This is a genomic window from Streptosporangium sp. NPDC002544 (genome assembly GCF_040295965.1).
Lineage (GTDB): Bacteria > Actinomycetota > Actinomycetes > Streptosporangiales > Streptosporangiaceae > Streptosporangium.
In genome coordinates this window covers 111,625-133,265 of the sequence record NZ_JBEOWJ010000014.1, presented here as the reverse complement: position 1 = coordinate 133,265, position 21,641 = coordinate 111,625, and the positions used below count along the sequence as shown (strand labels likewise).

The following is a 21,641-nucleotide window of genomic DNA, read 5'->3' as shown; positions in this document are numbered from 1 at the left end:
CGATCCTCGTTGACCGGGGCACACCACCGTTACTGATATCACCCGAAAACCGGCCAAACGTCAATGTGACGTTCGACCGTCGTCCATGGAGTTGGAGCGGTCCCGCCGGACCACATCGAGGAATCCGGGAACCTCGCTCAGTTCCCGGAGCTCGATCTGGCACTCCTCGCACGTCATGAGGTGACGTTGGAACGCCTCGTGGTCCTCTTCGTCGAGCACCCCGAGGGCGTACGCCGCCACGTCATGATGCGGGGAGGGGAACATCAGCTCGCGACACCTCTCTCCTTCAGAACCTTTCGGAGAGCCCGGATCCCGTAGTAGAGCCGGGACTTGACCGTACCCGGCGGTATCCCGAGGATTTCCGCCGCCTCGTTAATCGTACGGTCCCGTAGGTAAGTCTGCTCGATGACTTCACGGTGTTCTGGGGACAGTTCTCGCAACGCCTCGGCGACGATCATCGCCTCCAGCGCGCGATCGGCTCCGTCGGGAACCGGCACAGCGTTCGCGTCGGCGGGTTCGACCTCCTGTGGTCTGGTCCCTCGCCTGCGACGACCGTCGATGACGATACGGCGGGCGACGGTGAGGAGCCAGGCCCACAACAGACCCGGCTCTCGTTGCAACCTCTCTGCGTTACGCCAGGCTCGGACGAGCGTCTCCTGGACGACGTCCTCCGCCCATTGCAGGTCGTTGCCTGTGGCCTTGCGCACATGACGGAGCAAGGGGACACCGAACTCCCGATACAGGTCCTCTACCAGGACGACATCGGTGTCCGTGCTCTCGAACCGACTGTCGAGTTGACGACGCACGGGCACATCTTTACACCTTCGTTATCAGTCACGTCTGCAACTCCTGCAACTCCGGTCATTTCTAACTATCTACTCACTTCCCATGAACCGGCCTGGGTGATACCGCGTACCTCCCCCCAAGTGCGCCCGCATCGGCGGGCCTCGGGGAAAGGAAACGACATGGCAGTGCGGCACATCCCGTGGCCGGTCGGAACTGTCCTCCTCCTGGCGTACCCGGTCCTCCCCGGGCCGGGCACCGAGAAGGCCCTGGTGAAGGCCGGTATCTGAGAGCGGAACCGGGTCATGTTCAGATCACTGTTCCGCCGCTTCAAGAACGGCGAACCCCTGCTGTTCGGGGTCTTCATCGCGGTCGCCGCGGTGGCGGTCGTCCTGATCACCCCACCCGGCGGCACCGCCTCCCTGGCCACCGAGGGCTGGACCCAGACCCCGCAGGGGCCCCTGGGACCGGCCGACCGCGACCTGCTGGTCAAGGTCCGCCTGGCCGGGCTCTGGGAGATTCCCAGCGGCCGGCAGGCCCAGCAGCGGGCCGCGGGCAAGCGGGTGAAGGAGGTCGGCATGCACCTGATGACCGACCACCTCAAGCTCGACGAGGAGGTTCGCGCCCTCGCCGCCAAGCTGAACGTGCCGCTGCCCAGCCGGCCCAACGCCGACCAGCAGTCCTGGATGGCGCAGCTGGCGGCGGTGAACGCCGGCGCCGAGTACGACCTGCTGTTCACCCGGCTGCTGCGGCAGGCCCACGGCAAGGTCTTCACGGTGGTCGCCGCGGTACGCGCGGGCACCCGCAACGACCTGGTCCGGCCATTCGCCCAGCGGGCGGTGGAGGTGGTCATGAAGCACATGACCCTGCTGGAGAGCACGGGGCTGGTCGACTACTCGACCCTGCCGGAACCCCCCGCGCCCTCGCCACCGCCCGTCACAGCCGCTCTCGACACACCTGTGAGGAGAGAACACGCTTGAAACGCATGAAACGCTCGCTCGTCTCCCTGTCAGCGCTGGCGCTCGCCGCCGGCACGCTCACCACCGTCACGTTCACGGCGGCGCGCACGGCCCCCGCCTACGCCGACCACTGCGATCCCGCCGAGCAGGGCCAGAACCAGCGGAGCCGACAGAACCAGGAGCCCCCCACGCAGGACGCCCCGGCCGAGAATCCGCCGGCCCAGGACCAGCCCGCGCAGAACCCTCCGGCCCAGGACCAACCCGCCCAGGACCAGCCCCCGCAAGATCAGCCGGCTCAGAACCCGCCGGCGCAGGACCAGCCCGCCCAGGACCAGCCCCCGCAAGATCAGCCCCCGCAAGATCAGGCCGCCAACGCGCCCCCCGCGGCCGGAAGCCTCATCCAGGCGGCTCCCACGCCGCCGGCCGCCCCCGAGGAGTCCGTCGACCGGCAGACCGCCCAGAACAACATCGACTCCCGCCGCGGGCAGCCCACGCAGGCCCCCACTCAGGCGCCCACCGATGCCCCGCCGGCCGACGCGCCCACGGACGCTCCCCCCGGCCAGACCCCCGCTCCCCCGCAGGACGAGCAGGAGTGCGCCGACCTCGGGCCGTTCCCCGAGGACTTCATAGACATCCGGCAGGTCCAGCGGAACCTCCAGGACGTCAGGACCCGGCGCGGCGGCTCGGGCGGCACCTTCACCTCCCGGTGCGGCAGAAACGAGAACGGCCACCGCAACCCGGACAACTTCATCGTGGCCCCGGGGGTGAGCAACGGCGCCCACCACATCCACGACTACGTCGGGAACCTGTCGACCGACGCCTTCAGCACCGACCAGTCCCTGGCCGCAGCGGGCACCACGTGCGCGCTCGGCGACCGCTCGACCTACTTCTGGCCGGTCCTGCGCGACCGCACGTCCGACGCCAACGCCACCGACCCGGACGGCAACGTCGGCACCATCCTGCGGGCCCGCCAGGTGAGCCTGCAGTTCCGCGGCAACCCGGTGGCCAGGGTGACCGCCATGCCGCGCTTCATCAGGATGATCACCGGTGACGCCAAGGCCGCCACGAACGGCGGTGCGAACGCCCTGGCCAAGTGGACCTGCACCGGGTTCACCAACCGGATCACCACCAAGTACCCGCTCTGCCCCCGAGGCAGCCTGCTCGTGCGGATCCTGGACTTCCCCAGCTGCTGGGACGGCCAGAACACGGACAGCGCCAACCACCGCACGCACGTGCTGTTCCCCGACGCGGGCGGCGCCTGCCCGTCCGGTACCAGGCCGATCCCGCAGCTGCGGATGACCCTGGTCTACTCCACCCCGCGTACGGCCTCCTTCGCGCTGGACGCCTTCCCCGAGCAGCGCCACAGCCCCGTCACCGACCACGCCGACTTCGCGAACGTGATGCCCGACCGGCTCATGAGGTTCGCCGTCGACTGCATCAACCGGGGGCGTCGCTGCTGACGATGTCCCCCGGAGTCCCCCGGAGTCCCCCGGAGTCCCCCGGAGTCCCCCGGAGTCCCCCGGAGTCCCCCGGAGCCGCCGCTCCCCGTCTCCGCGCCTCTTCCACACCCCCGCGGAGGCCGGGGAGCGGCATCTCGCAGTACCAGAGTCCATCTCCCTCGCACGCAGACGTCGTCGAGCCGCTTCGCAGACAGGAGCAACAGGTGGGTAACAGACGGACTCCGCGACACACCCGCTCGGAGGCCGGGACAGGTCTCGACCGAAGACCCGCCAGGATCGGTCTCGGTGCCACGATCACGGTCTCCGTGGTCGGCCTGCTCATGCTCGGGCGGACCGGGCCCGGCATGGAGATGGCCGCGACCGTCCGTGGGGTCTTCTCGTTCTTCGGGGGCGTGATCGCCCTCGTGTCGTTCACCGCGACCGTGGCACTCGGCCTGCTGTCGGCCGACCGGATCGTGCTGCCCGTCCCGGGCCGGATCCGCTCCCAGTTCGTGCACCGGGCCACCGCCATGATCGGTATGGGCTCCCTGGGCATCCACGTCATCATGAAGATCATCGAAAGCAGGACCTCCCCCGCCTCCGCCGTGGTCCCCCTGGCCACCGGCGGCCAGGGGCTGTACGTCGGTTTCGGCGCCATCGCCTCCGACCTGATGATCCTCGTCTTCCTCACCGGGGTCGCCCGGGCCAGGTTCGCGGAGAACAACAGGCCGTGGCTCTGGCGGCTGCTGCACGGCTCCGCCTACCTGGCGTGGCCGCTGGCGGTCCTGCACGGGCTGACCGCGGGCCGCCGTCCCGCCGAGTGGGTGACCTGGAGCTACGTGATCTGCCTGGTCGCGGTGGGCGCGGCCCTGCTGATCAGGGTGATCTCCGAGCTGCAGCCCGGGCGGATCCCGGTACGCGAGGAGGCCGCCGAGGTCGCCCCCGCCGCCGTGGAGCTGACCCCGCCCACGAGCATCATCGGCCGCATCCCGCGCCAGGTGCGCGAGAACCCACCGGAGCTTCGCCGCATCGGAGGCGTTGGATGATCCCTTACCGCGTTCCCCCGGTCCGGCAGCTGGGGCCGGCCCGGCTGACCGCCGGGCTGGAGGACTGCCGCAGGATGGACCTCGCGGCCCACCGCGACATGCACGGCACGGCGCCCGGCATGTCCGGCGAGGAACTGGCGGCGCTGGCCGACGAGGTGGACATGCGCGGGCGGGGCGGGGCCGCCTTCCCCTTCGCCCGCAAGGTCCGCGCGGTGATGGACAAGAAGCCGGAGAAGATCGTCCTGGTCAACGCGGCCGAGGGCGAGCCGGCCAGCAGCAAGGACACGATGCTGCTCACCAGAACCCCCCACCTGGTCATCGAGGGTGCGCTGCTCGCGGCGGGCGCGATCGGCGCCAAGCAGGTCGTGATCGCGACGGTCGAGGGCGGCATGGGCCAGACCTCCGTCACCGCCGCGGTCGAGGAGCGGGGCATCGGCGACCAGGTCCGGGTGGCCGGCATCGTCGAGCGGTTCATCTCCGGCGAGGGCGGTGCCCTGGTCAGGTCGGTGAACGGGCAGGTCGGAGAGCCGCCGGGCCGCAAGGTCAGGGCCGTCGAGAGCGGGGTGAACGGGCTGCCCACCCTGCTGTCCAACGCCGAGACCTACGCCCAGCTCGCGGTCCTCGCGACCCTGGGCGCCGAGCGGTACGCCGACGTCGGCACGGCGCGCGAGCCCGGCACGGTGCTGCTCACCGTGGGAGGTTCGGCCAAGGCCCCGGCCGTCGTCGAGGTCGCGACCGGCACGCCGCTCTACGCCGTCCTGGACGCCTGCCAGGCCTCCACCGGCGACGGCGTGCTGATCGGCGGCTACCACGGCGCGTGGCTCCACGCGGACGCCGCGGCCGTGGCGACCGTCTCCCGGCAGGGCATCGCCGAGGCGGGCGGCCGGCTCGGCGCCGGGATCATCGTGCCGCTCGGCGGGGAGAGCTGCCCGCTGGGCGAGACGGTCAGGGTGGCGAGATACCTGGCCGCCCAGTCGTCGGGGCAGTGCGGTCCGTGCCGTCTCGGCCTCCCGGGCGTCGCGCAGTCGATGGCCGAGGTCATGGGCGGCTCCGCCGCCGCCCTGGACGAACTGCGCGCCAGGGCGGCGAGCGTCAAGGGCAGGGGCGCGTGCTTCCACCCCGACGGTACGGCCAGGTTCGTGCTGTCGGCGCTGGACGCCTTCCCCGACGACATCGAGGAACACCTCCTGCACGGCACCTGCGGGCGCCCGGTGCACGGCGTGCTCCCCCTGCCCCCGCAGGAGAACGAGCCCGAGGTGAAGCTGACCGTGGACTGGACCCGCTGCCAGGGCCACGGCCTGTGCGCCCGGCTCGCCCCCGACCTCGTCCGGCTCGACGAGCACGGCTACCCGGTGTTCGGCCGCGACACCGTACCCGCCCAGTTCCGGCGGATGGCCCGCAGGGCCGTCGAGATGTGCCCCGCCCTCGCACTGCGCGTGGTGCAGGGGACCTGACCCCGTCGAGACCCGTCGCACGAACGGTGATGCGAATGTGACCAACCAGGTGACGGATGCGGTCGTCCTATCGGGTAGTCGACACGGAACCTCGGGGAGAACGCATGCGGACCGCTCCTGACAGGCGGGCATTCCTTCGTACCGGCGGCCTGGCCGCTCTGGCACTGGGCGCTCAGGGCACACCCGCCCTGGGCGCCACCGGCGTGACCGGCCGGGACACCACGGGCGCCGCGAGCGGCCCGCGCCCCGCCGACTGGCGGGCCCTGGCCGACGGGCTGGCCGGCAAGGTCATCCGGCCTGGCGACGCCTCGTACGACAGCGCACGCCGGCTGTTCAACCCCACCTTCGACGCGGTGCGGCCCGCGGGCGTGGCCTACTGCGCCAACCCCTCCGACGTCGCCGAGTGCGTCGGCTTCGCGCGCCGGCTGAACGTGCCGCTGGCCGTGCGGTCCGGCGGGCACTCCTACGCGGGCTGGTCCACCGGGACCGGCCTGGTCCTGGACGTGTCCCGGATGAGCAAGGTGAGCCACACCGCCGGGCGGGCGAGGGTCGGGGCGGGCGCCAAGCTGATCGACGTCTACGACAGGCTCGCCGCGAGCGGGGTCAGCATCCCCGCCGGGACCTGCGCCACGGTCGGGGTGAGCGGGCTGGCCCTGGGCGGCGGCATCGGCGTGGTCTCCAGGAAGTACGGCCTGACCTGCGACGTGATGGAGTCCGTCCAGATCGTCACGGCCGATGGACAGTTGCTGACCTGCGACGCGAACCACAACGCCGACCTGTACTGGGCCTCCCGGGGCGGCGGCGGGGGCAACCTCGGCGTGGCGGTCTCCTTCGAGTTCCGGACCCACCCGGCCCGCGAGGTCACGGTGTTCTTCCTGCACTGGCCGTGGTCGAAGGCGGCCAGGGCGCTGCGCGCCTGGCAGGCGTGGGGCCCCTCGGCCCCGGACGCCCTGTGGTCGGGCATGCACCTCAGCCGCGACGGCGGGATGGACGTGCAGGTCGTCGGGCTCTACCTCGGCGGCAGGGCCGACTGCGAGCGGCTGCTCGACCGGCTGGCCGACGCGGCCGGGTCGCCCTCGTCGAGCTACGTCCGGCAGACCTCCTACCGCCAGGCCATGCTGACCATGGCGGGTTGCGGCTCGCTCTCGGTCACCCAGTGCCACCTGGGCGGGTCCCTGCCGGGGCAGACCAGGGGCGGGCGGCTGTCCAGGGACACCTTCACCGCCAAGTCGCACATGGCCTACCGCCCGCTCTCCGAGGCCGGGGCCGGGGCCCTGGTCGCCCAGGTCGCCCGCCCCGGCAACCACACCGTGCTGCTGGACGCCCTCGGCGGCGCCGTCGCCCGGGTCCGCCCCGACGCCACCGCCTTCCCGCACCGGGCCGCCCTCTACAGCGTGCAGTACTACGCCCACCGCGCCGGAGCGGCCGCCTGGGCCAGGACCGCGCACGCGGCGATGCGACCCCACTTCGGCGACCACGCCTACGTCAACTACATCGACCCCGAGCTCGATGGCTGGCGCGCGGCCTACTACGGGGCGAACGCCACCAGGCTCGCCCAGATCAAGGCCGCCCGCGACCCGGGCCGGCTGTTCCGGCTCCCCCAGGGAATCTGACCCCGGGGGCCGCTCCTTTGATCGGCGAGTCCCACCCCGAGACATCGTCCCCCGGGCCGGATACGGTGTGGCGACCGGCTCGGGAGGCACAGTGGCGGCGGCAGCGGCGCGCATCGCGTGGTCATGGTGCGCCCTGACCCTGGTGCTGACCGCGCTCGGCGTCGTCCTGGCCGTTCTCAACGGGACGGATCCGCTCACCCTGTCCCATCTGCTGTTCGTGGCGGCCTGCGCGCTGGCGGGCGGCCTCATCGGCTCGCGCCGTCCCGAGCACGGGGTGGGCCTGCTGTTGACGGTGAGCGCGTTCTGCTTCGCGCTCATGGAGTTCTGCGGGCAGTACGCGATCCTCGGTCTCGTCACCCGTCCCGGGCTGCCCCTGGCCGAAGCCCTGGCCTGGCCGCAGACCTGGCTCTGGGTGCCGGCGAACCTGTCGGCCTGCCTGATCCCGCTGTTCTTCCCCGATGGGCGGCTGTCCTCGGCGGGAGCGCGCCGACTGGTGATCGGCGCCACCGCCGCGGGAGCGGTGGCCATGGTGGCCGGTGCCTTCCGGCCCGGTGAGAACAGCCAGGTCACCGAGGGCAGCGGCGTGGTCAACCCGCTCGGGGTGACCGCTCTCGCGGACGCGGCACCGGTGGCGGAGACGGCGATGACCGCCCTGTTCGCCGTGGTGTTCTTCGCGGGCGCGCTGGGGCTGGGCGTGCGGGCTCTTCGGAGCGGCGACCGGGAGCGCCGCCAGGTCGCCTGGCTGGTCTACGCGGTCGGTATCGAGGCGGTGGTCATCGCGGCCAGGTTGGCGGCCGGGCTGACCGACGACGTCCCCGGCTCCATCTGGCCCATGACCAACACCTCGTGGGAGCTGGTCGGCGGAGTCGGCGTGACCCTCCTGCCGGTCGCCATCTGCGTCGCGATCCTGCGCCACCGGCTCTTCGACATCGACCTGGTGATCAACCGGACGCTGGTCTACGCGCTGCTGTCGGGATGCGTGACCGGCGGCTACGTGCTCGTGGTCGGCTACCTCGGCGCGCTCTTCCCCACCGGGGACCTGCCGATCTCGATCCTGGCCGCCGGGCTCGTGGCCCTCGCCTTCGCGCCGCTGCGGGAACGGCTGCAGAGCTGGGTCAACCTGCTGACGTACGGGGAGCGCGACGATCCGTACGCGGCGCTCACCCGCCTGGGCCGCAGGCTGGAGAGCACCGCCGAGCCGGGCACCGTGCTGCCGGGGGTCGCCCGGTCGGTCACCGAGGCGCTGCGCCTGCCGTACGCGGCGGTCGAGACGGCCGGGGGCACGCGGTACGCGTCCGGCACGCCCGGCGGGGAGCTCCTGCGGCTGCCACTGACGCACAACGGCGAGCGGGCCGGTGACCTCATCCTGTCGCCCAGGCCGGGAGAGAGCGGGTTCGGCCCCCGCGACCTGCGCGTCCTCGGCGACCTGGCCAGGCAGATCGCGGTGGCCGTGCACGCCGTACGGCTCTCCGCCGACCTGCGGCGCTCGCGGGAGCGGCTGGTGATGGCCCGCGAGGAGGAGCGGCGCAGGCTGAGGCGCGATCTGCACGACGGGCTCGGGCCCACGCTGGCCGCGCTGACCATGCGTGCCGAGGCCGTGCACGACCTGGTCGAGGACGAGCACGCGCGGCGGCTGCTGGCCGAGATCGCCTCCGACGCCGAGGCCGCGGTGGCCGACGTGCGGACCCTGGTGGACGGCCTGCGCCCACCCGCGCTGGACTCCCTGGGGCTGCTCGGCGCGCTCCGCGCCCACACGATCCGGCAGCCGTCCGGCCTGCGGGTGGCCCTGCGCGCCCCGGACGACCTGCCGCCGCTACCGGCCGCCACCGAGGTCGCCGCCTACCGGATCGCGTCCGAGGCGCTGGCCAACGTGCGCAGGCACGCCGGAGCGACCCGCGCGGAGCTGCGGATCGAGGTGGCGGACGGCACGCTGAGGCTGGAGGTCTCCGACGACGGCCGGGGGATGCGCCAGGAGGCGCCCGTCCCCGACGGCCCCCAAGAGCCGGGCCGCGCGGGGGTCGGGCTGGCGTCGATGTGGGAGCGTGCCGTGGAGTTGGGCGGATCGTGCGTGTTCGAGGAGCATCCGGGAGGCGGGACCCTTGTCAGGGTCGTGCTGCCGGCGGCCGAGGAAGGAGGCGGTGGTGATCCGGATCCTGCTGGTTGACGACCATCCGGGTTTTCGCGCGGGGCTGCGGACCCTGCTGTCGACGACCGAGGGCATCGAAATCGCCGACGAGGCGGCCAGCGGCGAGCAGGCGCTGGCCCTGGTCGGGCGGGCGCAGCCCGACGTGGTCCTGATGGACCTGGCGATGCCGGGAATGGGCGGGGTCGCGGCCACCGAGCGGCTCACCCACGACCACCCGCACATCCGGGTGGTCGTGCTCAGCATGTCGGACGACGACGACTCGGTGTTCGCGGCCATGCGGGCCGGCGCCAGGGGCTACGTTCTCAAGGGCGCGAGGAAGGCGGAGATCGTCCGGTCCGTGCAGGCGGTGGCCGAGGGCGAGGCCATCTTCGGCCCGGCCATCGCCACCCGGCTGGCGAGCTACTTCGGCGAGCAGGGGCGCGAGCAGGGGCGGGAGGAGGCGCTGCCCGAGCTGACCAGACGGGAGCGGGAGATCCTCGGCCTGGTCGCCGAGCATCTGACGAACCCGCAGATCGCCGCCAGGCTCGGGCTGAGCCAGAAGACCGTGCGCAATCACGTGTCGGCCGTCTTCACCAAGCTCCAGGTGGCGGACCGGGCACAGGCGATCATGCGCGCGCGGGAAGCGGGGTTGTGACCTGCCCACTCCACTCGGCGTCCGGCATCCGCAGCACGCGCAGCGCGATCCAGCCGTACGCGGCCAGGTGGAACAGGGCGCCCGTAGCCTGTACGGCCGGTGCCTGGTCGATGGCCAGGAAGGGGACCAGCGTTCCCGCGAACGCGACGACCGGCACCCACCAGGGGGCGATCCTGACCGCGGCCAGCGCGATGAGCAGGGTGAACAGCCCGACGTGGGCGAGGAAGCCGGGCAGCAGCATGCCGTACAGGAATCCCCAGAGCTCGCCGGCCCGGGCCGTGACCGCCTCCGCCTGCGCGTCGGGCAGTATCTGGGCCAGGGCCAGGTCGTAGAAGTCGGTGGTGAAGAGCGTCAGCGCGTGCCCGCAGCCGATCAGGCCGATCGCGGCCCCCAGGTTGCTCGTCCTCGGGGCGCGCCCGCGCAGCAGGTGGGCCAGGGCGAAGGTCACCGGGATGAGGGCGAGCGCGGCCCACAGGTAGAGAAGCGCGCTGACCTGCACCGTCGTCGCGTTCTCCCGGAAGACCGCGGGGGCGTGGCTTCTTCCCGGCGGCGAGGTGAGAAAGGCGAGAAACTCCAGCAGCGGCCAGGCGAGCAGGGCGATGCCGGCGACGATCCGGCGGAACGAATCAGGATTTTTCATCACCTGGACAGCGAACCCGGCCCCCGTCCCAGGCCGCCTGGGCCGATGCCCCCGATTCCCGGGAGGAATGTCCCCGCAGCCCGGGATCACCCCGCCACGTCCCGCGGGGCGCATCTCGGCGGCCTCCGCGGTTCGGGCGGCGCCTGGGAAGGCCGGTCCTCGGGCCCGTGCCCGAGGAAACCGTGCTCAAGGAAACCGTGCCCGGTGACGTGGCGGGGCGGGGCGGTCAGCGCCGCGCGGTGTCGGCCTCCGGGACGAAGTGGGAGAGGACCTCGGGGTTGGCCATGGCGTCGAGATTGGCGGCCTTCTCCGGGGGGACACCGAGGAGGATCTTGCGGATCGGGACCTCCAGCTTCTTGCCGCTGAGGGTGCGGGGGATGCCGGGGACCTCGATGATCTCGTTCGGCACATGGCGCGGGGAGAGCCTCTCCCTGAGCTCCCGGCGCAGGCGCATGACCAGGTCGTCCCGGAGCGTCTCTCCCTCGGCCATGGTGACGTACAGCAGCAGGCGGCCCTCCTGCCCGAGCTGGCCGGTGTCGATCACCAGGCTGTCGGCGATCTCCTCGAAACCTTCCACCACGCGGTAGAACTCGCTGGTGCCCATCCGCACCCCGCCCCGGTTCAGTGTCGAGTCGGAGCGGCCGTAGATCACCGAGCCGCCGTCAGGAAGGATCTTGATCCAGTCACCGTGCCGCCAGACCCCGGGGTACTCGGAGAAGTAACTGTCGCGGTAGCGCGACCCGTCCGGGTCGTTCCAGAACATCACCGGCATCGACGGCATCGGCAGGGTCACCACCAGCTCGCCGACCTCGCCGATCACCGACCTGCCCGACGGATCGAAGGACTCCACCTTCGCCCCCAGGCAGCGGCAGGGGATCACGCCCGCCCGGACCGGGAGCAGCGGGACCGCGCCGACGAAACCGGTGCACACGTCGGTGCCCCCGGAGAACGAACCGAGCTGCACGTCCGGCAGCGCGTCGTGCACCCAGCCGAACCCCTCGGGCGGCAGCGGCGAGCCGGTGGAACCGAGCCCCCGCAGCCGGTCGAGGCCCGACGGCTTGAGGCCGGCCTTCATGGACGCGATCACGTACGGAGCGCCCGTACCGAAGTAGGTGACCCCCTCCTCGGCGGCCAGCCGCCAGAGCGCGTCGGTCTGGGGGTAGGTCGCCGCCCCGTCGTAGAGCACCACGGTCGAGCCGACCAGCAGTCCGCCGACGAGGTAGTTCCACATCATCCAGCCGGTGGTGGTGTACCAGAAGAAGACGTCGTCCTCACCCAGGTCCTGGTGGAAAGAGGTCGCCTTGAGGTGTTCGAGCACCACACCGCCGTGGCCGTGCACGATCGGCTTGGGCAGCCCGGTGGTGCCCGAGGAGTAGACGATCCAGAGCGGGTGCCCGAACGGCACCGGCTCGAAGTCGAGCGGCCCCGCGACGGAGCGCAGCTCCGCCCAGCTCACCGTACGGACCCCGGCCCCGGGCCCCGGAGCGTCCGCCGCGCCGGAACCGCCGGGGATGTCCGCGCCCGGCGTACTCCGCGCGCCCCGCACGTCCTCGGCCGAGATCCGGACCCGCGCCACCAGCGTCGGCAGCCTGGCCGCGATGTCGTCGACGACCGCGCTTCGGTCGAAGCTCCTGCCGTTGTAGTCGTAGCCGTCGACCGCGACGAGCACCTTCGGCTCGATCTGGGTGAAACGGTCGATCACGCTGGACGCCCCGAAGTCGGGCGAGCAGGAGGACCAGACGGCTCCCAGGGAGGCGGTCGCCAGGAAGGCGATCAGCGCCTCGGGGACGTTCGGTACGTAGGCCGCGACCCGGTCGCCCCGTCCGACTCCCAGTGCCGCCAGGCCCGCGCGGACCCGTGCCACCTCCTCGGCCAGCTCGCCCCTGGTGAACGTCCGCCGCCCGCCCGCCTCGTCGCGGGCGACCACCGCGAGCCGCCCGGGGTCGGAGGCGGCCCCGCGCAGCGCGTTGGCCGCGTAGTTCACCGTCGACCCGGCGAACCATTCCGTGCCGGGCATCTCCCCCGACAGGACCGGCCCGTCACCGCGCTCCCCCACGACCTCGAAGTAGTCCCAGATCGACGTCCAGAACTCGGCCGGGGCGTCAACCGACCACTGCCACAGCGACTCGTAGTCACCGGCCCGGCCCAGCCACTCCGCATAACGGGTGACCTTCGCGTTCCTCACAACCTCCGGGGAGGGCTCCCAGAGCAGCGCACCTTCCTCAACCATGGCCCTATCCTCTCGGCGCCCCAACCGAATGTCATCCCCAGGATTCACATATCGCCCCGGCGCACCGTGTGGACCGGCCACACACGCCCTCGCCACCACCCCCGGGAAACAGGTCACCACCAGCACCGATATCCATTCGGCTATCGATCTCCCCCTGTCCCAAATATTGGACATAAGGGACAACTCTCTGGTCTTCTCTGTCCCCGACGACGAAGGGCGACCACTGCCATGAGGCTGAGACACCTGGCCACCGCGACCGCGCTGGTGCTGGCGGCCGCGAGCGCGGGCACTGTATGGGCACTGCACACCGAGGGCTCGCCCGAGGAGACCGCGGAGATGTTCCTGACCGCGTGGGGCCGGCAGGACTACCCGGCGATGCGTGCGCTGACCGTCGAGCCGCCGGACGACTTCGAGCGCTGGTACCGGCGTTTCCGTACCGACCTGAAGCTGACGGGGGCCGCCTTCAGCGTCCTGGGAGACGCCCGGGACGGCGAACCCGCCACCGTCGGGTTCCGCGCGACGCTGGAGGGGCCCGTGAACTGGGCCTACGAGGGGTCACTGAGACTGGTCGAGCACGAGCGCACCTGGCGGGTGGAGTGGAGCCCGGCCGCCGTCCACCCCAGGCTCGGAACGGGCCTGCGGATCAAGACCATGCTGGTCAAGGCCGAGCGGGCGCCGATCCTCGCCGCCGACGGCACCCGGATCGACACCCCCGCCACGCAAGGCTCGGTGCAGCAACTCGTCGAGGGACTCACCCAGACGTACGCCTCCCGCCTCACCGGCACCTCGTCCGCGCGGATCGACCTGGTGAAGGGCACCGAGAAGGTCGCCACGCTCGCCACCGCCACCGCCACGGCCGGCCGGGAACTGCGCACCACCATCGACCTGGACGTCCACCGCGCCGCCGCCTCGGCACTGGAAGCGGTGAACAGGCCCGCCTCGCTGGTCGCGCTCCGGCCCTCGACCGGGGAGATCCTCGCCGTGGCCAACAAGCCCGGCGGGTTCAACCGGGCGCTGCTGGGCCACTACCCGCCGGGCTCGACCTTCAAAGTGATCACCACCTCGGCCCTGGTCGCCGACGGCATGACCGCGGACGAGCGGGTGAGCTGCCCGGCCGAGCAGAACATCGGCGGCTTCGCCTTCCACAACGCCGGGTTCAAGGACTACGGCACGCTCCCGTTGCGCACGGCGTTCGCGCACTCGTGCAACACCACGTTCGGCGCGCTCACCGTGGACCGGCTCGGCGGGCGGCGGCTCGCCGCCGTCGCCGGGAGCTTCGGGTTCGGCGCCCCCGTCCGGCCCGGCGTGCCCGCGGTACGGGCCGAGTTCCCCGCGCCCAAGGACGACACCGACCTCGCATCGGCCTCGATCGGCCAGGGCCGGGTGCTGGCGAGCCCGCTCAACATGGCCACGGTCGCCGCGGCGATCGCCGACGGCTCCTGGCGCCCACCCCGCCTGGTGGCGGCCTCCCTGCTGCCCGAGGCCGAGCCGCGGAAGCTGGAACCCGAGATCCTGCGGGCACTGCGCACGCTGATGCCCGCGGTGGTGGTGGAGGGCACCGCGAGCGCGGTCCCCTTCCCCTCCGGCACGGCGGGCAAGACCGGGACCGCGGAGTTCGGCTCGGGCAAGGAACCGCCGTCGCACGCCTGGTTCATCGGCTACCGGGGAGACCTGGCGTTCTCCATCGTGGTGGAGGGCGGCGGCGCCGGCTCCACGGTGGCCGCCCCCATCGCGAGCCGCTTCCTGACCGGCCTCCCGCAGCGGTGACCTTCACCCGCGGGCCGCTCCCGCCCTCCGGCACGCGAAGGTAGTCGATCACCGTTCGGCGTCATCCGTGCCCGGCGGCGGTGTTCGATCGGAGGATGGGGCACATGACGGATCAGCGAAGGTCGTCGCGTGAGAAGCCGCCGGTAGCGGTCTCCGCCGTGGTGGCCGACTTCACCGCCCGGCCGCCGGTGCGTGAGCAGATCGTCGAGGGCGCCGTCCCCGCACCTCCGGCGGGGTTTCAGGTGCGCGAGGATCTGCTGGCGCAACTCGCCGCCACGGAGGCGGTGTGCGCGCTGACCGGCGCTCCGGGGGTGGGCAAAACGCTGCTGGCCGCCTCGTACGCGTGGGCCTGCCAGGCGGCGGGGTGGCCGGTGGTGGCCTGGATTCCCGCCGCGACCACCGATCAGATCCTCGCCGGGCTGGAGGACCTCGCCCATCGGCTGGGGGTGCGCGTCCCCGTTGACACCATCGAGAGTGCCTCGGACAAGGCGAAGGCGTGGCTGTCGGGGACGCATCAGCCGTGCCTGGTGGTGTTCGACGGCGCCACCGACATCCAGGCGGTGCGGCGCTGGTGTCCGGCCGGCGGAGCGGCCCGGGTGGTGATCACCTCCCGCGACCGTGCCTTCGGGGATCACTACGCCTCGATGGAGGTGGACGCCTTCACCCCGGCCCAGGCGGTGGCGTTCCTGGCCGGCCGCACCGGCCTGGCCGATGAGGACGCGGCCGCCGAGCTGGCCGAGGAGCTGGGGCGTCTGCCGCTGGCGCTGGCCCAGGCGGGCGCGGTCATCGCCCGGGAGAAGACCGGCTACCGCGGCTACCTGCGCTCGCTGCGCGACCTGTCCCCGGATCGGCAGCTGACCGCCCTGGCGGACGACGGCTATCCGGCCGGGGTGGCACAGGCGGTCCTTGTCTCGCTCTGCCACGCCGAGGAGGCCGTCGCGGGTGCCCGCCCGGTGCTGGAGAGGCTGGCGGTGCTCTCTTCGTTCGGCGTGGCCAGGTCGCTGCTGCCCGGTGGTGCGGAACCCGGGAAGCGATCGGGCGTCGACGAGCTGCTGTCCGGGTTGGCCGACACCTCGCTGATCACCTTCAGCGACGATGGCCGGGTGGTGCTGATGCACGGCCTGATCCAGCGAGTGCTGCGCGAACGCGCCCGGCACGACGACCGCCTGGGGCAGGTGCTGGCCGATGCCGTCGGCCCGCTGCGCGCGTTGAACGACCTGATCAACGAGGAGACCACGCCCTGGAAAGCCAGGGGCATGGCGAAGTCCCTGCGGGAACACATCGGTGTCCTCCATGCCACCGCCTCCCCCGTCGGCCTCCTGACACCTGACCTGCTACTGCTGCGCGGCTGGTCCGGCGACTACCTGCGGGAGATGGGCGACCTGTCCCGCGCCATCACCCTGCATGAGGTGACACTGGCCGAATCCGAGCGGCTGCTGGGCACCGACCACCCCGCCACCCTGAGCAGCCGCCACGACCTCGCCTGCAGCTATCAGGCGGCGGAGCGGGCGCAGGAGACCATCGCCCTGTTCGAGCAGGTCCTGGCCGAACGGGAGCGGGTGCTGGGGGTCGACCACCTCGACACCCTGACCAGCCGCCAGGTCCTTGCCTACACCTACCAGTGGGGAGAACGGACTCAGGAGGCCATCACCCTGTATGAGCGGGCTGTGGCCGACTGCGAGCGGGTGCTGGGCAGCGACCACCATCTCACCCTGGGCACCCGCCATGACCTCGCCGACACCTATCGGGCTGCGGGGCGTACGCGGGAGGCCATCACCCTGTTCGAGCAGGTCCTGCCCGACTGCGAGCGGGTGCTGGGCCGCGACCACGTCTTCAGCCTGGCCAGTCGCCACAACCTCGCCGACGCCCATCAGCTGGAGGGGCGGCCACAGAAGGCCGTCACCCTGTACGAGCAGCTCCTGCCCGACTGCGAGCGAGCGCTTGGCCGCGACCACCTCCTCACCTTGACCACCCGCGGCAACCTCTCCGGCGCCTATCGGGCGGCGGGGCGGACACAGAGGGCCATCACCTCGTATGAGGCGATGCTGACCGACTGCGAGCTGCTGCTGGACGCCGATGCTCCCCTCACCCTGACCGGCCGCCACAACCTCGCCGAGATTTACCTGGAGGCGGGTCGGCTGCGGGAGGCCATCGCCCTGTACGAGCGGGTCGTGGCCGAACGGGAACGGACACTGGGCGCCGACCACCTTGACACCCTGACCAGCCGCCACCACCTCGCCTACGCCCACGACTCGGCGGGACGGACACGAGAGGCCATCGCCATGTTCAAGCGGGTCCTGGCCGACTGCGAGCGGGTGCTGGGCGCCGACCATCCGAACACGCGGGCGGCCCGGGAGAGCATTGACAATGTCCGCTCCTTCTTGCCGAGGTGGCGACGCCTGATCGGCCGGTGAGCCCGAGGTGGCCGGCAAGGAGGAGGGGAAGACAGCGCTGTCGAGTTCACCCGGCCCGCCTACCGGACAGGAATCAGCGGTCGGCGGGGTGGTGACCGGCGCGGCGGGCCGGGGAGGTGAGGCCGGCGACGGCGGCCACCACCTCGGAGGGGTTGGCGAGGTCGGGCAGGACCGCGTCCGCCCCGGCCTCGTGCAGCTCGGCCGCCAGGGAGCGCCCGGAGGCGACGCCGATCATCGCGGCCCCGGCGATCCTGGCGGCCTGGACGTCCCTGGCCGAGTCGCCGATCAGCACGGTGTTGCTCCCGTCGAAGGTCGCCCCGTACTTCTGCTTGGCCCGGCCCTGCGCGACCTGCAGGAGGGTGGCCTTGGGATAGACCTCCTCGCCATAGCCGCCGATCTCGAAGTCGACGTACTTGTCGAGGCCGAACGCGGTCAGCTTGTGCACGGCGTTGCTCTTGATCGTGCCGGTGAGCACCGACTGGACCACGCCGTCGAGCTTTGCCACCGCCTTCAGCGCGTCGCGGGCCCCGGACATCATCCGGCCGTCCTTGGCCAGGCGCCTGCGCCTGGCTCCGAAGGATTCGGCCAGCGCGTCGAGGAACCTGGGGAGGTGGTCGTCCCCGGCGACGATCCCGTTGATGGCGAGCATCTCGAAGACGATCTCAGAGTCCGGGCGCCCGTTGGGCTGGGTCAGCTTGACCAGGGGCCTGCCGGTGACAGCGCGGAAGGCCTCCGCGTATGCCTCGCGGGTGACGATGGACACGTCGACCAGGGTGAGGTCGATGTTCCAGAGAACGAGGCGGTTGATCGGAGCCTCCCGGAATGGGTGCGGATGCCCAGGGTACGGCCCGAGGCGCATGGCGACCGCCTCCGATGCCGAAAACATTAGTTTTTGGTGGGATTGCCCTGTGGTGGTGCCTCCTCCACCATGCCGCCCGGGAAACCCCGCCGTTCACCTGTCCGGCCCGCGACCATTTTTCGGATACGGCGGCCTCCGCAGGCCCGAGGGGCAGAGCCTAGGCGTGGTCGAGGGCGTTCGCGAGGGTGTCGACGACCGGGACGCCGCAGGACATCAGGTCGGCGCGGCTGGTCATGCCGCCGGTGTAGAGGACCGCGCGCGCGCCGACGTGCTGGGCGGCGTGCGCGTCGTCCAGGCTGTCGCCGATCACGAGGACGTCGGCCGGGTCGATGCCGAGCGCGGCCAGGTGGGCCACCATCGACTCGGCCTTGTGCCCGCCGGAGGCGCTGCGCAGACCGTCGATCCGGGTGAAGTGGTGGTCGATGCCGAACTCCGCGATCTTGGGAACCAGCCGGTCATGCGCCCACATGGACAGCAGCGACTGCCTGCCTCCCGTGTTCCCCCAGCTTTCCAGGGTGGAGAGCGCGTCGTCGGCCAGCCCGCACTCCAGCATCAGCCGGTGGTAGTTGTCGTGGAAGCCAAGATCGAGCATCTCCCACTCGCCCTCGTGGAGGGCACGGCCGAGCATGCGCTCGTAGGCGGCCCAGATCGGGCGCGTGTAGACGGCACGGAAGCGGTCCGCGTCGTAGGAGCCCAGCCCGTACGGCTCGAACACCGCGTTCGTCGCACCCACGACGGCGTCGATGTCGTGGAAGAGCGTGCCATTCCAATCCCAAACGATGTGTCTCATATTGCCTCCCAGGATAGCGAAAACCCTCGCTGGAGCGGCGCCACGACAGGGTGGTCGGCCCGCTCTCCGGACTCCGGACGCGCGAGGGGATCAGCCGACCAGGTCGGGAATCTCCTGGGTGGCGTACCAGAGGAGCTCGTTGGCCTCGACGCCGTCCACGGTGAACCTGGCGTCGTCGTCGCCCCGGTCGGCCGCGGACAGCGCCGCGACGGCGGCCTCGACGTCCTTCACCGCCGACAGGTCGTCCACGTGGACGGCGGCGATCCGCGCCAGCGGCACCGCCGCGGCGAGTCGTACCCGGGCGCGCTCGTCCAGGTCGGCGCTCACGCTCACGTCGCCCTCCGGTACGTCGACGGCGACGACCACCCGCCGCGCGGCGACCTCCGCCCCGTCTGCGCGGTCGGCGGCCAGCATCCGCAGGGAATCCCTGGCCGCCTCGGTCAGTGCGACGTACTCCAGTTCCTCGGTGTCACCCGAGACGTACCACTCGATCAACGCGGGTGTCACCGCGTAGCCGGTCAGCGGGGCCGGGCCGAGCTCCCCCACGGTGGCCACGCGGGCCAGCGCCGGGAGCGTACACGGCAGGTAGACGCGCATCCATGCCTCGATCTATCTCTTAAGACATCGGTGCCGGTTCGGCGCCGATTCACGCATCGAGTGTGCCAGTACCGGCGACCCGCGGTGGTACCGCCCGCGCGGGGTGACCCGATCCGCTCCGGACCGGACGGGCGTCAGCGCAGCGAGACCCGCAACAGGGTCTCCAACTCGGCGATGGTCACCTCGGGGTCGCGGTGGTGCACGCCGACGATGCCGAGCCGCCGGGCGGCCTCGATGTTGGCCTCGATGTCGTCGACGAACACGCACTGCTCACCGGCCAGGCCGATCCTGCCGAGCGCGTGCTCGAAGATCCTCTGCTCGGGTTTGCGCATACCGATCTCTCCCGAGATGACGACCTCGTCGAAGACGTCGTCCCAGCCCTCGCGGGGATACTCGTTCGCCCAGGAGTTGGAGAGCAGGCAGGTACGCAGCCCGGCGGCACGGGCCACCCGGAGCATCTCGTACATCGGCTCGACCCGGTGGAAACGGGAGAACATCCTGTCCAGCAGCCCCTCGGCGACCGGCGGCACGCCGTCCGTGGTGACCAGCCTGGCGGCCAGGTGGCGTTCGAAGTCCAGCCCGGAGATCTCCCCCCGCTCCAGAGCGTGGATCACGTTCTCGCTGTTCTCCAGGCCCTCGTACGCGTGGACGATGAGTTCGCGCATCACCTGCCGGTAGTGGTCCGCGTCGAGTCTCTCGGCGACGATCCACTCCGCGACCGCCTCGGAAAGGCCGACGGTGAGCACGCCCCCCCAGTCGATCAGCACGCCCTTGAGCATCTGTCCTCCTTAGTGGAACGGGTTCCAGGTTAAGTGTGGCCGGTGAACGATCGGAGAAGGGGTGGTGCCAAACTTGCCGCCATGGACTTCGCGCTCAGCGACAAGGCTCAGGAATACCTCGCCAATCTGACCGATTTCATGGCAACTCACGTATACCCGGCGGAGCCGGTCTACCATGCGTGGCGCCAAGCCAGGGGCTACGACAACCACGAACTGCCGCCGGTGGTGGAGGAGCTCAAGTCCGAGGCGCGCTCACGCGGCCTCTGGAACCTGTTCCTGCCCGATGAGTCGAACATGTCGGTGCTCGACTACGCCACCCTGGCCGAGGTCACCGGCCGTTCCATCGACCTCGCGCCCGAGGCACTGAACTGCGCGGCCCCCGACACCGGGAACATGGAGGTCCTGCACATGTTCGGCTCGCCCGAGCAGCGGGACCGGTGGCTCAAGCCCCTGCTCTCCGGGGAGATCCGCTCGGCGTTCGCGATGACCGAGCCCGCCGTGGCCTCAAGCGACGCGACCAACATCGCCACCTCCATCCGGCTCGACGGCTCCGAGTACGTGATCAACGGCCGCAAGTGGTTCATCACCGGGGTCGCCGACCCGCGCTGCGAGATCCTGATCGTGATGGGCAAGACCGATCCGGACGGCCCCCCGCACCGCCAGCAGTCGATGATCCTGGTCCCGATGGACACGCCGGGTGTGGAGGTCGTCCGTCACCTACCGCTCTTCGGCTACCAGGAGCAGCACGGCCACTCCGAGATCGTCTTCACGGACGTCCGGGTACCCGCCTCGAACCTGATCGCGGAGGAGGGCGACGGCTTCCGCATCGCCCAGGCCCGTCTCGGCCCCGGTCGCATCCACCACTGCATGCGTGCCATCGGCATGGCCGAGCGCGCCCTGGAGCTGATGTGCACCCGCGCCGCCAACCGGGTGGCCTTCGGCCAGACGCTGGCCCAGCAGGGCGTGGTGCAGCAGCAGATCGCCGAATCACGGCTGGCCATCGAGCAGGCCAGGCTGCTCACCCTGAAGGCCGCCTGGATGATCGACACGGTCGGCGTGAAGGCGGCCGCCTCGGAGATCTCCGCGATCAAGGTCGTCGCTCCGAGGATGGCGTGCGAGGTCATCGACCGCGCCATCCAGGTCCACGGCGGCATGGGTCTCGCCGACGACGTCCCGCTCGCCACGATGTACGCCCAGGCCCGCGCGATGCGCATATTCGACGGCCCGGACGAGGTTCACATTCGCACCGTGGCCCGTCGCGAGCTCAAGCCGTACCTCTCCTAGGGCGCTCCGGAACGGGGTGCATACGGTCCGATGGATTGGAGATTCCTCCCCCAATATCCGATTCAAAGGTCGGTACGAGTTTCACGGCTCCAATTCGAGGAAGATTACGAACATGGCACTCAGGCCATATAGCTGCACGTAGAAGGCGTGATCGGCCTCCTGCGGGCTCCATTTGCACCTTCCCTCGGTTCCCATGAGGAGGGATCA

18 protein-coding genes are annotated in these 21,641 nt (G+C 71.3%); 10 read left to right on the top strand and 8 right to left on the bottom strand.

Going from position 1 to position 21,641, the window contains the following annotated elements; genetic code table 11:
- Positions 1–60: 60 nt before the first annotated feature.
- Both ABT061_RS22405 and ABT061_RS22400 read right to left on the bottom strand, forming a co-directional pair.
- Positions 61–264 (bottom strand): zf-HC2 domain-containing protein, encoded by a 204-nt coding sequence (locus tag ABT061_RS22405; RefSeq protein ID WP_350920930.1) that lies wholly within the window; start codon positions 262–264, stop codon positions 61–63.
- A complete protein-coding gene (locus ABT061_RS22400) occupies positions 264–812 on the bottom strand; it encodes a sigma-70 family RNA polymerase sigma factor (protein WP_451934903.1) in 549 nt (182 codons plus the stop codon). The genes ABT061_RS22405 and ABT061_RS22400 overlap by 1 nt, the downstream gene beginning before the upstream one ends.
- Before the next feature lie 276 nt (positions 813–1,088).
- Here ABT061_RS22400 and ABT061_RS22395 point away from each other — a divergent pair, with 276 nt between their 5' ends.
- From ABT061_RS22395 to ABT061_RS22365, 7 genes are all read left to right on the top strand, one after another.
- Entirely contained in the window at positions 1,089–1,763 is a 675-nt protein-coding gene (locus ABT061_RS22395; RefSeq protein ID WP_350920928.1) for a DUF4142 domain-containing protein, read from the top strand.
- 5 nt (positions 1,764–1,768) lie between these two features.
- Positions 1,769–3,202, top strand: a complete 1,434-nt coding sequence (locus ABT061_RS22390; RefSeq protein ID WP_350920926.1) for a DUF1996 domain-containing protein — start codon at positions 1,769–1,771, stop codon at positions 3,200–3,202.
- Between the two features lie 203 nt (positions 3,203–3,405).
- Complete coding sequence (locus ABT061_RS22385) at positions 3,406–4,227, top strand: ferric reductase-like transmembrane domain-containing protein (RefSeq protein ID WP_350920923.1); 822 nt, start codon at positions 3,406–3,408, stop codon at positions 4,225–4,227.
- On the top strand, positions 4,224–5,681 hold the full coding sequence (locus ABT061_RS22380) for an NADH-ubiquinone oxidoreductase-F iron-sulfur binding region domain-containing protein (RefSeq protein WP_350920921.1): 1,458 nt from the start codon (positions 4,224–4,226) through the stop codon (positions 5,679–5,681). The genes ABT061_RS22385 and ABT061_RS22380 overlap by 4 nt, the downstream gene beginning before the upstream one ends.
- 104 nt (positions 5,682–5,785) lie before the next feature.
- On the top strand, positions 5,786–7,294 hold the full coding sequence (locus tag ABT061_RS22375; protein ID WP_350920919.1) for an FAD-binding oxidoreductase: 1,509 nt from the start codon (positions 5,786–5,788) through the stop codon (positions 7,292–7,294).
- A 91-nt stretch (positions 7,295–7,385) separates the two neighbouring features.
- Complete coding sequence (locus ABT061_RS22370) at positions 7,386–9,458, top strand: sensor histidine kinase (RefSeq protein ID WP_350920916.1); 2,073 nt, start codon at positions 7,386–7,388, stop codon at positions 9,456–9,458.
- Positions 9,436–10,074: a response regulator gene (locus ABT061_RS22365; RefSeq protein WP_350920913.1), complete on the top strand. Its 639-nt coding sequence runs from the start codon at positions 9,436–9,438 to the stop codon at positions 10,072–10,074. Before ABT061_RS22370 ends, ABT061_RS22365 begins: the two co-directional genes overlap by 23 nt.
- Here the strand turns inward: ABT061_RS22365 and ABT061_RS22360 are convergent.
- Together ABT061_RS22360 and ABT061_RS22355 are read right to left on the bottom strand one after the other, a co-directional pair.
- Entirely contained in the window at positions 10,046–10,714 is a 669-nt protein-coding gene (locus ABT061_RS22360) for a hypothetical protein (RefSeq protein WP_350920911.1), read from the bottom strand. The genes ABT061_RS22365 and ABT061_RS22360 overlap by 29 nt on opposite strands.
- Before the next feature lie 226 nt (positions 10,715–10,940).
- Positions 10,941–12,944, bottom strand: coding sequence for an acetoacetate--CoA ligase (locus tag ABT061_RS22355; protein WP_350920908.1), 2,004 nt, complete (start codon positions 12,942–12,944; stop codon positions 10,941–10,943).
- A gap of 228 nt (positions 12,945–13,172) precedes the next feature.
- Here ABT061_RS22355 and ABT061_RS22350 point away from each other — a divergent pair, with 228 nt between their 5' ends.
- Together ABT061_RS22350 and ABT061_RS22345 are read left to right on the top strand one after the other, a co-directional pair.
- On the top strand, positions 13,173–14,711 hold the full coding sequence (locus tag ABT061_RS22350) for a penicillin-binding transpeptidase domain-containing protein (protein WP_350920905.1): 1,539 nt from the start codon (positions 13,173–13,175) through the stop codon (positions 14,709–14,711).
- 104 nt (positions 14,712–14,815) lie between these two features.
- Positions 14,816–17,125 carry a tetratricopeptide repeat protein gene (locus tag ABT061_RS22345; protein ID WP_350920902.1) on the top strand — a complete coding sequence of 770 codons (2,310 nt, stop codon included), beginning with the start codon at positions 14,816–14,818 and terminating at the stop codon, positions 17,123–17,125.
- A gap of 73 nt (positions 17,126–17,198) precedes the next feature.
- On the opposite strand, the gene ABT061_RS22340 is transcribed toward ABT061_RS22345, so the two are convergent.
- The 4 genes from ABT061_RS22340 to ABT061_RS22325 form a co-directional block, all read right to left on the bottom strand.
- Positions 17,199–17,984, bottom strand: coding sequence for an HAD family hydrolase (locus ABT061_RS22340; RefSeq protein WP_350921121.1), 786 nt, complete (start codon positions 17,982–17,984; stop codon positions 17,199–17,201).
- A gap of 157 nt (positions 17,985–18,141) precedes the next feature.
- A complete protein-coding gene (locus tag ABT061_RS22335; RefSeq protein ID WP_350920899.1) occupies positions 18,142–18,774 on the bottom strand; it encodes an HAD family hydrolase in 633 nt (210 codons plus the stop codon).
- A gap of 90 nt (positions 18,775–18,864) precedes the next feature.
- The gene (locus ABT061_RS22330) at positions 18,865–19,371 is read right to left on the bottom strand and encodes a DUF6912 family protein (RefSeq protein ID WP_350920896.1); all 507 of its coding nucleotides are present in this window, start codon (positions 19,369–19,371) and stop codon (positions 18,865–18,867) included.
- Between the two features lie 134 nt (positions 19,372–19,505).
- On the bottom strand, positions 19,506–20,150 hold the full coding sequence (locus ABT061_RS22325; RefSeq protein ID WP_350920893.1) for an HAD family hydrolase: 645 nt from the start codon (positions 20,148–20,150) through the stop codon (positions 19,506–19,508).
- 81 nt (positions 20,151–20,231) lie between these two features.
- Here ABT061_RS22325 and ABT061_RS22320 point away from each other — a divergent pair, with 81 nt between their 5' ends.
- Positions 20,232–21,434, top strand: coding sequence for an acyl-CoA dehydrogenase family protein (locus tag ABT061_RS22320; protein ID WP_350920890.1), 1,203 nt, complete (start codon positions 20,232–20,234; stop codon positions 21,432–21,434).
- Positions 21,435–21,641 lie beyond the last annotated feature (207 nt).